Genomic DNA, 12,577 nt, shown 5'->3' with positions numbered 1-12,577 from the left:
CCTAACGGACGCCTCGCGTATCGTCTTTCGCTCTTTTTCCCACCATCTTTCGCATCGCCTCCTTCATAGAGCCCTGTCATGCGCCTCTCTCGCGGGGGAGACGGGCCGCGGCCCGTGAGGCTCCGTGCCGAAGTGGTAACGATTCGCGCGCCAACCGTGAGCGGTGCCGCGGCCGCCGTCGCTGTCCGGAAACGCCGCATCCGGCAGGCGTATCCCGAGCCGCCGCTCTCGTCCCGGCCCCCGCCCTGCCCGGCTCCTCCCGGTAGGGAACGGTCCATACGGGGACATTCCAGAAACCGGACACACCGCCCCCGTCCCCGTACCGACGAAGATCGGGCGGCGGCGAGGGCCGCACCTGGTCTTCCGGAGCGGGTGCGGTCGTCATCGCAGCTCACGATGGATCGTAGGATCGGTATGTGAGATCTCAGACGATCGAGGTGATAACGGGTTCCCGAGAGCGGGTGCACGACATCACCTCCGAGTGCGAGAGCTTCGTCCGGTCAAGTGGGGGCGACGGTCTGTTACACGTCTTCGTGCCCCACGCGACCGCGGGGGTCGCGCTGCTGGAGCTGGGCTCGGGCAGCGACGACGATCTGCTCGCGGCTCTGGAGAATCTGCTTCCGGCCGACGACAGATGGAGGCATGCGCACGGATCACGGGGGCATGGACGGTCGCATGTCATGCCTGCCCTCATTCCGCCGTACGCCACCGTCCCGGTTCTCGCCGGACGGCTCGCGCTGGGAACCTGGCAGTCCATCGCCATCGTGGATCTCAACGTCGACAATCTGGAACGCCAGGTCCGTTTGTCATTTTTGTCGGACTAATTCATACGTAGCCCAGTCGTTGCCGTGGCGACCGTTGACGACTGAGGGTCACAGCGTGTGGACTGTGCCGAAGCACTCTGAGCACCGTGTGATTGCGGGGCCATTCAAGCAGGAGGGACAAACGTGAGCGCGACCGCGGGTCAGGCGCAGGGCGAACGCGGCCTGGCCGAACGACTCGGCCTCAAGCCGGGTCAGGTGGTGCAGGAGGTCGGATGGGATGAGGACACCGACGACGATCTGCGCGACTCCATCGAGGAGCTGACCGGTAACGAGCTGGTCGATGAAGACTTCGAGGACGTCGTCGACGTCGTGCTGCTGTGGTGGCGTGACGGCGACGGTGATCTGTTCGACGCCCTGAGCAGCGTGGTGACCAACCTCACCGACGGTGGCCAGATCTGGCTGCTCACTCCCAAAGCCGGCCGGGACGGGCACGTGGAGCCGAGCGACATCGGGGAAGACGCCACCACTGCGGGTCTCTCGCAGACCAGCAGCATCAGTGCCGCCCCCGACTGGTCGGGGACGCGTCTGGCGACGCCCAAGGCGCGCCGCTAAGGGTCCGCCCTGCCGTACGGCTCGCGCGGGCCGTACGGCAGGATGATGACGCCTGCCGTCAGCCGAGGAAAGGAACCCCGATCATGGCGATCGAGGTGGGTGACCAGGCTCCCGACTTCGAGTTGAGGGACCAGCACGGCACCCCGGTCAAGCTTTCCGGACACCGGGGCAAAAAGATCGTGCTGATCTTCTACCCTCTGGCGTTCAGCGGCGTCTGCGGCAACGAGCTCGACGTCATCCGCGACGAGCTCATCGCCGACATGCCCGAGGACGTTAAAATTCTCACCGTCTCGGTTGACTCGACCTTCGCCCACCGCGCGTGGGCGGATCAGAAGGGCTACACCTTCTCGCTGCTCTCCGACTTTTGGCCACATGGGCAGGTCGCGCGGGCGTACGGTGTATTCGACAACGAGAAGGGCTGCGCGGAGCGCGGGACCTTCATCATCGACGGCGAGGGCGTGGTTCGCTGGCGCGTCGTGAACCCGATCTCACGGGCCCGCGACATCGCCGAGTACCGCAAGGCGCTCGCCGACCTTCCCTAAGCGGTGATCCGGCGGACGCCCGCTCACGAGTGCCCCGCCGGTCCGACCTCTCGGAGGCGATCATGCCCTGCTTCTCCTGCGGGGCCAGGCAGACCGACCCGATCCGTGGCTCCAGCCCGTGGACGCGCGGGGTGCGCCACGAGACGCAGGTGCTGATCTGCCCGGACTGCCGGCGCACCCACCAAGTCGACCTCGACACATGCCTCTCGTGCGGCTCCGTCGCGCTCATCTGCCGGTTGGGCGAGGTGGAGTGCCGATCCTGCGGCGCGGTACGCCTCGCGCGGGGCGACGACCGGCCGGCCGCCTCCCACGCCTGCGCGCCCGGCCTGGCCGACGAGGTGGAGGCCGCCCTGGCCAGGGTCCTGCGCCGGGTCCCCTGAGAACGCCCTGGCCGTTCCAGGGGCCATGGGACCGGGCGTTTCCCGGCTATATCGGGAGGTTCCTCCGAGCAACGCGCTTGGCCGTATGGGGGAGATCCCGCCATTCCGGCGCGCCCGGCGTGCGCTAAGGTCGGGCTCGGTCCCGCCCCTTCGACCCGCTGGATGGGTGCATGAGCTCCTTCGTTGTTGCCCTTGACGTCGGTGGAACGTCGATGAAGGGCGGCCTCGTCACCCGTTCCGGCGAGATCATCCGCACCGACCGCCGTGCCACCCCGCGCGACAGGGGCCCGGCGGCGGTCATCGCGACGATCCGGTCCTTCATCGACGACCTCGCCGCCGCGGAGGGCGGCACCCTCGAGGGGGTCGGACTCGCCGTACCGGGCCTGGTCACCGCCGAGGCGGCCCTGTACTCCGCCAACATCGGCTGGCGCGACGTCCCGGCCGGGGACCTCGTCCCGCTGGACGTCCCCGTCATGCTCGGGCACGACGTCCGCACGGGCGGTCTGGCCGAGAGCGTCCTCGGAGCCGGCCGTGAGCTCTCCGACTTCCTGTTCCTGCCCATCGGCACCGGCATCGCGGGCGCCACGATCCTGGGTGGCGAGCCGTACGGCGGGAGCGGCGGCTGGGCCGGCGAGATCGGCCACACCCCGGTCCACCCCGAGGGGGAACCGTGCGCCTGCGGCCAGATCGGCTGCCTGGAGACCTACGCCTCCGCCTCCGCCGTGGCCCGCCGCTACTCCACCCGCGCCGCCGCATCCCCGCCTTCCGCCCCCGCTTCCTCCTCTTTCGCTCCGGAGCCCTCCTCCACCCCTGCCTCGCCCCTCCTTGCCTCCTCTCCGCCGTCCACCTCATCCGCCACCGTCGTCCCACCCGCCTCGGTCAGCGCCGAGCGGGTCGCCGCCCTGACCGCCTCCGGTGATCCTCTCGCCGTGGAGATCTGGGACGACGCGATCGAGGCGCTCTCTCTCGCCCTGGCCACCTACACGCTTCTTCTCGACCCCTCCGCCATCGTCCTCGGCGGAGGCCTCGCGGAAGCGGGCCCCCTCCTGTCCGACCCCCTGGCCGAACGGCTCGGCAAACGCCTAGCCTTCCGCGACGCCCCGCCCCTGCGTCATGCCGCCCTGGGCATGTCCGCCGGCATGCTCGGCGCGGCCCTCCTCGGCTGGCGCGCCGCCGGCTTCACCGACGCGGGAACCACGTGGTCTCTCGATGTGCTGAAGTCCCCCCACGTGGCGTAAAGTGTTGTCCCGTCTGTCCGACGGGATTTCCCGGGCGCTTAGCTCAGCGGTAGAGCGCTCGCCTTACAAGCGAGATGTCACTGGTTCGAACCCAGTAGTGCCCACCAGCCAAAACGCCCCGTATCCGATCTTCGGAACGGGGCGTGAGTGACTAACCGGGTGACCAACTCCTGAAGATGTCGTCCATCGCCTCCGCTCCCTGCATGAGAGCGCCGGCCGGATCTGCTTCCGATAGACCGTCTCCGTGACCACCGTGTTCCGATGGCCGACGAGCCGGGAGATGTCCTCGATCGGGATGCCGGAGTCCGACAGCAGCGACACGGAGCTGTGCCGCATCTCGCAGGTGCCCACACGTTGCGGCTCTCGTCGAAGGCGACCACATGTGACCAGAGAAGCGCACACAACTCCTCAGTACGGGCACCGATCAGCAGCGAGAGCACCACGTACGCCCGCATGCGGAGCGCGGCCTGCTCCGCCAGGGCGACGATGAAACCAGCCTGCGCGAGCGTAAGCGTCTTACTCGGCTCGCAACGAGAGCGTCTCCGCCGGGTACACCAACTACTTCCTGTGGCTGGAACACCCAACCTCGCCAAGGTCCTCAAGTGCAAGGCCGAGCAGGGGTGCAAGATCCGCTTTCTCATTGGGGACTCGGACAGCGAGGTCACCCGCCGTCGTGAGGAGGTGGAGAACGTCCCGCTGACCGTCTCCACCCGCATCCGGATCACCCTCTCGGAGATCGAGCAGGTTCGGGACGTACCCGGCATCGAGGCGAGGTTCGGAGACGAGCACATCGCGATGAGCGTCTTCCGTTTCGATTCGGAGATGCTCGTGACCCCGCACCTGGCCAAGCTCGTCGGCCACGGCTCGCCGATGATGCACCTGCACCGCTATCAGGACGACGGCCTGTTCGACCGGTTCGGCTACCACGCCTCCGGGCTGTGGAACAACGGCCGGGACGTCTGGGCGGATGACCCGCGGGAGCGCACAGAGAACACGAATTCTCCAGCTCGGTAACCCTCTATGCGAATCAAGCGATCAAAGGGAGAGCATGTTCGTACGAGAGGAACAACGTGCGTGTCGAGGACCTGTCTGACGCCGAGCGTCGGGTGTGGGAGGCATTCCCACATGGGGAAGAGGTCGATTTTACAACCGGGAAACCGGATGAGGACAATCCGGCGGTGGGTGCGGTTTGGGGGACGGAACGGACGATTCGCGCTCGGGTGATCGCCACGCTGTTGATGAGCGAGGAGGTGCCACAGTCGCACCGAATCCCGGCTCTCCGAATCAAGGGAGCCCGAATCACCGAACGGATGAATCTAGCCTATTCCACCATCTGCCACTCGGCGCGCTTCCTCTCCTGCTTCTTTGAGCAGGAGCCGGGCCTTTATTGGGCGCGATGCCAGCAGATGAGTTTCAAAGGCTCTCACCTGCCGGGCCTGTCTGCCTCCAACGTGCACATGGACGGGCACTTGCGACTGGACGGTTGCGTAGCCACCGGCCTGCTGGAACTTCGCGGAGCCCAGCTTGCGGGAAGCCTCACGATGAACCGTGCGCGGATCTCCGCCCCCGACATGGCGATCGACTGTGATCGGCTCCAGACCGGCCGAGGCCTGTCCGCGAAAGGTCTCCAGGCTACAGGCCAGGTCCGGCTGTCCAGCGCGCGGGTAATCGGCGCGATGATTCTGGATGGGGCCCGCCTTACCGATGCAAGGGGGTTGCCGCTAGACATGGACGGGCTGGTCGCCGATGGGAGCGTCCTGTGCCGGGGAATGGCCGTCGCTGGGATGGTGAGCCTGCGCAACGCCCGCGTGACTGGACCGTTCAGCTTCACCGGAACCACAATTGACTATCCCGGCAAGATGGCTTTTCGCGGTTCCCGGATTACCGCCGAGGGTGGCCTGTACCTGAGTGACGGGTTCACCGCGACCGGCACGGTGCGGTTGGCCGACTCGCGGATCGACCGGGAGCTTAGCCTGAAAGATGCCCATCTGGCCTATTCGGGTGGTCGCGCGCTCCAGGCAGCGGAGCTCCAGGTCGAGGGAAGTATCGACGCGCGCGGGCTCATCGCCGAAGGGCGGGTGAACCTCACCCAAGCCCGCATCGCGGGATCACTGAACCTGGCCGGTGCGAGCCTGTCTGTCACGAATCCCGACGCGTCCACTAAAACCGCCCTCGACGCCGACGGGGTGAACATCGGCGGCAGGCTGTCATGCACCGAAGGTTTCCGCGCCGACGGTGCGCTTCGTCTCGCTGACGCGAGGATCGGTACGTTCGCTGATTTCAATGGCGCCCGCCTCAGCAATTCCGATGGGCGGGCACTCGACCTTTCTAGGACGAGCGTCGGCGGTGGGCTGGAATGCGGGCGCGGCTTCACCGCCGAAGGTGAGCTCACCTTGGTCGGAGCCCGTCTCGGTCGGCATCTGGACCTCACCGACGCGACCCTGTCCGCGCCCGGCGCTCAGGCATTGGTCGCCCGGCAACTGGAGGCCCGCGAGCTGTACCTGCGCCCGAAGCAGACGCTCGAAGGTGTTGTCGATCTGCGACACGCCCGAATCGGCGTCATCTACGACGACCCCGCCACCTGGTCGCCACGCCACCAGAACGGCCTCGTCTACGACGCCCTGGAACCGATGTTGTCCGTCACCCAACGCTTGACATGGCTGAAGGACGACCTCGACGGATACGTGCCGCAGCCGTATGAACAGCTCGCCACCACCTATCGGCGACTGGGTCACGACGTCGACGCCCGTACCGTCCTGCTGGTCAAGCAGCAGCGGCAGCGGCGACAGCACCCCAGGTTCCCGTGGCACGCCCGCGCCTGGGGATGGCTGCAGGACGTCACAGTCGGGTATGGCTACCGCCCCATCCGCGCCGCCCTGTGGTTCCTGATACTGCTCATTGCCGGCGCCGTCGTTTTCACTCTGAACAACCCGCCTCGTGCTGAACCTGGCAAGGGCCCTGCGTTCAACGCCTTTGTCTACGTTTTGGATCTTCTGTTCCCGCTGATCGACTTCGGGCAGGAAAAGGCATACCAACCCACTGGCGGTGGTCAGTGGGTCGCCTACGGCCTCGTCATCGCGGGCTGGGTGCTGGCCACCACCATCGCCACCGGCATCACTCGCGCTCTCTCACGTCAGTGACCCTAAGACGACCCGCCTGGTATCAGGACGACGGGCTGTTCGACCGGTTCGGCTACCACGCCTCAGAGCTGTGGAGCAACGGCCGGGATGTCTGGGCGGACGCCACGCGGGAGAGCACGAGTTCTAGGTGACGAATTAGACGGCAGTCACCCTGAGTGGCACTCGAGGTTTCCGGCGCTCTGTGCTTATCGGGGTCCATGGATAGGATTCGAGTGGATCATGAGATGCCTTGATCGATCCTGGTTGGAGTTGTAGTGACTCTGCAAGAGCAGTTCCCGAGAAGTTCGATCGGCGCACCGGGGCTGCCTCTGATCGGCTCGCTGACGGTCCTGGGCCTCTTACTCCTGTACGCGGGGAGTTTTCCTGGTACCGGCCCTCTGTGGATACTGCCCGTTCTTCTTGCGTTTTTCGTGCTTGGCGTGGTCTGGTTCGTGCGCCTCGCTGTGGAACTCTCCGCTCCGGAGCGGCGATCGGGAGTCAGGCGAAACCTGCTGCGCTGGATGGCGCCACTGATCATCGTGATCCCGCTGTTGGCGCTGGGTAGCCAGGGAGAGCCGGAGAGATCCAGGTTCGCGTTGTCCGAGGGGAGTTTCGAGAAGGTCGCACGGTCGGTGTTGGCGGGAGGCGCAGACTGGAAGATGGGGCCTGGAAGGCTAGGGCTGTTCGATGTCTCCTGGGCCGAACGGCATGGGAACACCGTGCGCTTCGCACTGGCCGGTGGGTGGGACGGCATCTATGAGCGTGGCGTCATATGGAGCCCGCAGGGGGAGCCCCGGTTACCCGAGGAGGAAGAATACGAGGCCGACGTCGAGCACTACCGAGGTTCCTGGTATCTGTGGAACGAGAACTTCTGAATCGATGAGTGACCAACTGGGTGATGACGGCCACGGATCGGCAGACCCTTTTGCTGATCGCTGCGGCCTTGGATCGGGTTGCTGAGGAAGGTCCCAGTCTGGGACGTCCCTTGGTGGACACACTTCAAGGGTCGACGATCCGTAACCTCAAGGAGCTGAGACCTGGATCCAGCGGGCGGAGCGAGGTGCGAATGCTCTTCGTCTTCGCCCCTTGGCGTCAAGCTGTGTTCCTGGTCGCCGGAGACAAGTCCGGCGACTGGAGCGGTTGGTATGACGTGGCGATCAAAGCGGCAGAGCTGCGTTTTGCCCGATACCTTGAGAAGAGGGAGTAGTGAGCGATCAGGCGGTGACATGGGAGGAACTGCGCGCTGAGCTCGTCCAGCCCGGTGATGAGCAGGAGGTTGCCCGACTCCGCGATGGGCTCGTGGCTCGTCAGCGCGCCTACCAACTCGCTGAAGCCAGACGCAAGCTTGGCCTGCGGCAGGAGGATGTCGCTCAGGCGATGGGCGTGTCACAGGCTCGCATCAGTGACTCAAATCCGCTGTTATGCGCGGGTGAGCCGGTAGCCGTCCCGGTGGAACTCGTGGAGGGCGGCGAGGTTCTCCACCGATTCGGGCGAGACCAGCTGATTACCGCTCAGGTCGAGGACGGTGAGGGCGGTGAGGTCGCCCAGCCACTCGGGCAGGGCGGTCAGCTCGTTGTTGCTCAGATAGAGCGTGTTCAGGTGAGTGAGGCCGCCCAGCCACTCAGGGAGCGCGGTCAGCCGGTTGCTGTCCAGGAGGAGTTCTCGGAGGACGGTGAGGTTGCGGAGCGACTCAGGCAGCGCGGTCAGCTGGTTGTGGCTCAGGTTGAGCCAGACGAGGGCGGTGAGGTCGCCCAGCCACTCGGGCAGGACGGTCAGTCCGTTGCTGCTCAGATAGAGCTCGTTCAGGCGGGTGAGGTTGCCCAGCCACTCGGGAAGCGTCCCCAGGCGGAGATCGCTCAGGTCGAGGTAGGTGAGGTTGGTGAGGTCGCCCAGGGTCTCGGGCAGAGCGGTCAGCTCGTTGCAGCGCAGCTCCAGGTAGGTGAGGTTGGTGAGGCCGCCCAGCCAGTCGGGCAGAGTGGTCAGTTCGTTGCACCCCAGGTCGAGCCAGGTGAGGGTAGTGAGGTCGCCCAGCCATTCGGGCAGGACGGTCAGCTCGATACCGCCCAGCTGGAGTGTGGTGAGGTTGGTGAGACCGCCCAGCCATTCGGGGAGGGCGGTCAGCTCGTTGCAGTTCAGGTCGAGGTCGGTCAGGTGAGTGAGGTCGCCCAGCCATTCGGGTAGCGAGGTCAGCTCGTTGCCGCTCAGATTGAGCTTGCTCAGGTGAGTGAGGTCGCCGAGCGACTCGGGAACCGTCTCCAGGTGGAGATCGCTCAGGTCGAGTCTGGGCCATCCGAACCGTAGGCAGTTGCTGATCCGCTCGGCGGCTATCGACTGGCCGTCTTCGGGCCTGACCATGTCTCTCCTCGTCGTTGCCGATGTCTTCGAGCTCGGCTCTGTCGTGCCAGATGCGAGAGCCGGTGACGAGGCTAGGGACCGGCACTGGGAAACGGCTTGTAGATCACTTCAACACGTTGAGGAGGAGGCCGGATCGGGCTGGGCCCCGGCCTTGAGTGGATATCGCGACGGTGGATGACGGCAACCCTGCCCGTGCCGGCTTGTTGACGCGTTGTCGCTCAGAGGGCGGAGCGATTGGCTGTGACCAGCGCTGTCGCACCAGACCTTGCTGCTGACGGGCAGAAGACAGATGGAAGGCCTCAAGTTCGGACGGATCTGGGCTGTCGGCCCTCCGCGCTCTCAGCCGGTGTGGAGGATCCGAAAGTGATCGGGTTCCGCCGGATCTCGATCAACGACTTGGACCGGCGGCCAGGCCCACTGCCAAACGCCGATGCCCGGCGTGCGGGAGAACCGGATCTGCCCGCGGGTGCCTTCGACCGCAACGCGCGGCCAGGATCCGGCGGTGCGCGCCCGGTCCGCGCCGTGAGAACGCAGTACCTGGGCGAGGACGGTGACCGTGTCGTAGCCCTCGAAAGCCACGAAAGACGGCGCTTCGCCCAGTCGCCGGCGGAGGGCCGTCTCGACTCGTGCGCCCAGTGGGCTGAGACGCTCGGGCAGGTAGCGCAGGAAGGGGATCTCGGCGCCGTCGCCGCCCAGCGACGCCGCCCATTCGGCGAACTCCGGTTGCCCGGCGGGAGCACCGATCATGATCCCGGCGAGACGCCGGTCGTGGCGGACGGCCTTGACGATCGACACCGCCGGTTCCGGGTGGCCGACCAGGAGAAGGAGGGCTGTCGCGCGACTGTCGAGGAGTTCGTCGCACACGGCCGTAGGGGTGAGCGTGCGCAGGTCGAGTTCGATGACGGTTCCGCCGCGGGAAGCGAGGTGATCCCGCAGAATACGGGTGCCGGATGCCCAGTAGACACTCGACTCGGCCGCTACGGCGATCCGACTGTGGCCCGCGCCGAGGAGGAAGTCCGTATAGATCCGCCAGCCGTGGGACTGTGCCGGAGCGAGGCGTGCGACCCATTCCGTCGGCTGTTCGGTGAGCGCGTCGAGAACCGCCGACGAGCAGAGGAACGGCAGGCCGAGGGCGTCGGCCCTGGCGGCGGCGGCGCGAGCGACGACGCTGTGATATTCCCCCGCCAAGGCGGCCACGCCCAGGCGAGCCAATTCGTCCACGGCCGCCGCGGCCTTCCGCGGATCAGCCGCGGTGTCTCGGACCACCAGTTCGAGGGTTCTTCCGGTGACCCCTCCGGCCTCGTTGACCTCGTGAACGGCCAATTCGAGCCCGGCGAGCAGGTGTTGGCCCGCCTTCACCCAACCAGGCCGGGTGAGCGGAACGAGAGCACCGATCTGGACGGCTGGTCCTTCAGCTCGTTCCGCTCCGGGTGGCGATGGTGGCGTACTCATGCGTCGGCATCCCCTGTGCGATGATTTGGCGCAGTTTGTGTGGATCGCAGAGTATTGCCCGCCGGTAGCGACGCTTCCGCTCGCTCCCGCTGGTCGTTCGTCAGATCACCACGCCCCCGAGGCCGCGATCATCTGTCACCTTGATCCACTTTCGCACCAGACTCTAGTCGCGGTATGCGGTGGCGAGGTCCTTTCTCCGCGACCATCGTGACGCGGGCGGGGCTCCTGTCATGAAGAGATGGATCGACGACGCCGGGGGGAAGGGACGGCGGCATCTGGCCGTGATGCTCACAGCGCGCCGAACGGGTGTCAGGGGCGACTGCTGCAGGCGAGGGAGGGGGACGACGGCGTGCCACCGGCCAGGAAGCCGAAGGTGGTCGTGCCGGAGGCCGGGATCGAGCCGTTGTAGGAGGCGTTCGTCACCGTTATCGCGGAGCCGTTGGCGGCCAGGGTGCCGTTCCATACCTGGCTGACCGACTGGCCGCTGCCCAGGGTCCATCTGACGGTCCAACCGCTGACCGCCGAGCCGCCCGCCGTCACCGTGACCTCGCCCTGGTAGCCGCCCGGCCACGAGTTCGTGGTGCGGTAGCTCGCGGTGCAGGCGCCCGGGGAGGGGGAGGGCGACGGGGTGGCCGAAGGTGAGGGTGACGGGGTGACCGAAGGCGAAGGGGTGACCGAGGGCGAGGGCGAGGGCGACGAGCCGCCCGGCGGCACGTACGGGCACTTGCTGCGGTACATCGAGATGCCGGTGGAGTCCATCAACGGACACAGGAACTGGGTGTACCGGGTGTCGTTGTCAACGAAGATCTTCAGCCACGGGATCAGCGTCCGCATCTCGGTCGTGTTCGCCCTCGTCGCGAACAGGTGGTCCACGCCGGTTATCTCCACCCAGGCGCTCTGTGCCGAGGCCGGGAGAGTGCTGTACAACCCGTTGAGGTAGGACTGCGTGACCACCGTGTCCCTCTGCCCGGAGATGAACATCAAGGGCACCCGGTTGTCGGCCAGGCTCAGGTTTCCCGTGGGGGAGCCGGGCGCGAGCCCGACCACGGCCTTCAGTGAGGGCCGCCGGAGCGCCGCGGTGAGGGCGCCGGCGCCACCCGCGGAGTGGCCGACGACCGACAACCGGCTGGGGTCGACGCGGTCACGCACCGAACTCCGCTGGGTGAGGTAGTCCAGCGCGGCGAGCAGTTGGGTCGCTCGGGCGTCGGCGCCGTCGGTACGGCTGTTGGTCTCGATTCCGATGACGACGAAGCCGAAGGACGCGAGCCAGGGGCCCATCCAGGCCTCTTCGTCGGCGAACCGGGCGGAGTAGCCGGGCACGATCGCGACCGCGCCGAAAGTTCCCTGGCCGGTGTCCGTCGGATAGTAGATCACCCCACCGCCGAAGCCGTTCCCGGCCGGCAGACTGACCTGCGCGGTGGCGAAGGTGCCCCTGGTGGCGGCCACGCCGGCCAGGGTGGGATCGGGACCTCGCTGATAGGGGTTGTCGGCGGCCGATGCCGGCCGAGTCACGACGATCATCGCGAGCAGCCCGAGGACGACGACCGCCGCGGCCATCGCACGCTTCCGCCACCCGCTCTGTGGCCCGGGCTCCGATCGGACACTCGGGGCGGCACAAGGCTCCGGAGTCTCACTCACACGTCGTCGCACTGTGGTGTTCCTTCTCTTCGGGTGAGCCCCTCATCGGGATCAGTACGTGACGGCCATCGCCGAGTGGCCTTCGGTGCGGTGGCTCCGCACCGTATCGGTCGCCTCCTCGTCCCTGCGCCGAAGCGCGTACGACAGGGGCGTCGTGATCGGCGGCCTCTTCATCGCCGACCGGCAGCGGAGACCGCTCCGGGGACTCAGTGTGGAAACATCTGTGAAACGTGTCAAGATCCGTGTAAAGCCGTCGATGACCCGCTTTGGGGGTACACGCGCCTTATGGTGTGTCGGCATAAGACGTCGGCGAATGAAAGCACCTGAAACTTTCATCGCGATCTTGGGGTGGTCGGGGTGTGGGCCGTTGTCCGCAGAAGGCGCGCGGGGCGAGCGGAGTGCCGCGAACCAGCGGATCGTAAGGCATCCGTCTCGGGTGAAGGTCGTCGTCTGGTCGCGCACTCCTCGGCGTCGCCT

Annotated in this window: 13 protein-coding genes, 1 tRNA gene and 1 pseudogene; 12 read left to right on the top strand and 3 right to left on the bottom strand. The window is 66.7% G+C overall.

Translation table 11 applies throughout. The annotated features are described in order from the left end of the window. The first annotated feature begins 416 nt into the window (after positions 1-416). The 12 genes and pseudogenes from AB0B96_RS25135 to AB0B96_RS25080 all read left to right on the top strand — a co-directional run. The gene (locus AB0B96_RS25135) at positions 417-824 is read left to right on the top strand and encodes a secondary thiamine-phosphate synthase enzyme YjbQ (protein WP_362902318.1); all 408 of its coding nucleotides are present in this window, start codon (positions 417-419) and stop codon (positions 822-824) included. Positions 825-947: 123 nt separating this feature from the next. Beyond that, positions 948-1,376: a DUF3052 domain-containing protein gene (locus AB0B96_RS25130; RefSeq protein ID WP_329084203.1), complete on the top strand. Its 429-nt coding sequence runs from the start codon at positions 948-950 to the stop codon at positions 1,374-1,376. Positions 1,377-1,459: 83 nt separating this feature from the next. Beyond that, complete coding sequence (locus AB0B96_RS25125; RefSeq protein ID WP_362902316.1) at positions 1,460-1,918, top strand: peroxiredoxin; 459 nt, start codon at positions 1,460-1,462, stop codon at positions 1,916-1,918. A 62-nt stretch (positions 1,919-1,980) separates the two neighbouring features. Next, positions 1,981-2,298, top strand: coding sequence for a hypothetical protein (locus tag AB0B96_RS25120; RefSeq protein WP_362902314.1), 318 nt, complete (start codon positions 1,981-1,983; stop codon positions 2,296-2,298). A 170-nt stretch (positions 2,299-2,468) separates the two neighbouring features. Continuing rightward, on the top strand, positions 2,469-3,536 hold the full coding sequence (locus AB0B96_RS25115; protein ID WP_362902312.1) for an ROK family protein: 1,068 nt from the start codon (positions 2,469-2,471) through the stop codon (positions 3,534-3,536). Between the two features lie 32 nt (positions 3,537-3,568). Further along, positions 3,569-3,643: transfer RNA gene (locus AB0B96_RS25110), tRNA-Val, on the top strand. A 460-nt stretch (positions 3,644-4,103) separates the two neighbouring features. Then, positions 4,104-4,550 (top strand): hypothetical protein, encoded by a 447-nt coding sequence (locus AB0B96_RS25105; RefSeq protein ID WP_362902310.1) that lies wholly within the window; start codon positions 4,104-4,106, stop codon positions 4,548-4,550. A gap of 56 nt (positions 4,551-4,606) precedes the next feature. Next, positions 4,607-6,676 (top strand): hypothetical protein, encoded by a 2,070-nt coding sequence (locus AB0B96_RS25100; protein ID WP_362902308.1) that lies wholly within the window; start codon positions 4,607-4,609, stop codon positions 6,674-6,676. Continuing rightward, entirely contained in the window at positions 6,673-6,807 is a 135-nt protein-coding gene (locus AB0B96_RS25095; protein ID WP_362902306.1) for a hypothetical protein, read from the top strand. Before AB0B96_RS25100 ends, AB0B96_RS25095 begins: the two co-directional genes overlap by 4 nt. A gap of 123 nt (positions 6,808-6,930) precedes the next feature. Further along, the gene (locus tag AB0B96_RS25090) at positions 6,931-7,530 is read left to right on the top strand and encodes a hypothetical protein (RefSeq protein WP_362902304.1); all 600 of its coding nucleotides are present in this window, start codon (positions 6,931-6,933) and stop codon (positions 7,528-7,530) included. Between the two features lie 8 nt (positions 7,531-7,538). Next, on the top strand, positions 7,539-7,862 hold the full coding sequence (locus AB0B96_RS25085; RefSeq protein WP_362902302.1) for a type II toxin-antitoxin system RelE/ParE family toxin: 324 nt from the start codon (positions 7,539-7,541) through the stop codon (positions 7,860-7,862). Next, a pseudogene (locus AB0B96_RS25080) lies at positions 7,862-8,050 on the top strand (helix-turn-helix transcriptional regulator); the annotation flags it as partial. The gene AB0B96_RS25085 and the pseudogene AB0B96_RS25080, both read left to right, overlap by 1 nt. A 24-nt stretch (positions 8,051-8,074) precedes the next feature. On the opposite strand, the gene AB0B96_RS25075 reads toward AB0B96_RS25080, so the two are convergent. The 3 genes from AB0B96_RS25075 to AB0B96_RS25065 form a co-directional block, all read right to left on the bottom strand. Continuing rightward, positions 8,075-9,010, bottom strand: a complete 936-nt coding sequence (locus AB0B96_RS25075) for a leucine-rich repeat domain-containing protein (protein ID WP_362902300.1) — start codon at positions 9,008-9,010, stop codon at positions 8,075-8,077. Between the two features lie 339 nt (positions 9,011-9,349). Then, a complete protein-coding gene (locus tag AB0B96_RS25070) occupies positions 9,350-10,462 on the bottom strand; it encodes an ABC transporter substrate-binding protein (RefSeq protein ID WP_362902298.1) in 1,113 nt (370 codons plus the stop codon). Between the two features lie 309 nt (positions 10,463-10,771). Continuing rightward, the gene (locus tag AB0B96_RS25065) at positions 10,772-12,019 is read right to left on the bottom strand and encodes a cellulose binding domain-containing protein (RefSeq protein WP_362902296.1); all 1,248 of its coding nucleotides are present in this window, start codon (positions 12,017-12,019) and stop codon (positions 10,772-10,774) included. Positions 12,020-12,577: the final 558 nt, after the last annotated feature.

The sequence above is a fragment of the Streptosporangium sp. NPDC049046 genome (genome assembly GCF_040649155.1).
In the GTDB taxonomy this organism is placed as follows: domain Bacteria; phylum Actinomycetota; class Actinomycetes; order Streptosporangiales; family Streptosporangiaceae; genus Streptosporangium.
Note: the sequence above shows the minus strand (reverse complement) of the source record. Positions and strands in the feature narration are given on the sequence as shown.

What these genes read in the sequence shown, in the direction of transcription:
- AB0B96_RS25125 (WP_362902316.1), top strand. Translation starts at nt 1,460, where the DNA reads ATGGCGATCGAGGTGGGTGACCAGGCTCCCGACTTCGAGTTGAGGGAC.
- AB0B96_RS25120 (WP_362902314.1), top strand. Translation starts at nt 1,981, where the DNA reads ATGCCCTGCTTCTCCTGCGGGGCCAGGCAGACCGACCCGATCCGTGGC.
- AB0B96_RS25115 (WP_362902312.1), top strand. Translation starts at nt 2,469, where the DNA reads ATGAGCTCCTTCGTTGTTGCCCTTGACGTCGGTGGAACGTCGATGAAG.
- AB0B96_RS25075 (WP_362902300.1), bottom strand. Translation starts at nt 9,010, where the DNA reads ATGGTCAGGCCCGAAGACGGCCAGTCGATAGCCGCCGAGCGGATCAGC.
- AB0B96_RS25070 (WP_362902298.1), bottom strand. Translation starts at nt 10,462, where the DNA reads ATGAGTACGCCACCATCGCCACCCGGAGCGGAACGAGCTGAAGGACCA.
- AB0B96_RS25065 (WP_362902296.1), bottom strand. Translation starts at nt 12,019, where the DNA reads ATGGCCGCGGCGGTCGTCGTCCTCGGGCTGCTCGCGATGATCGTCGTG.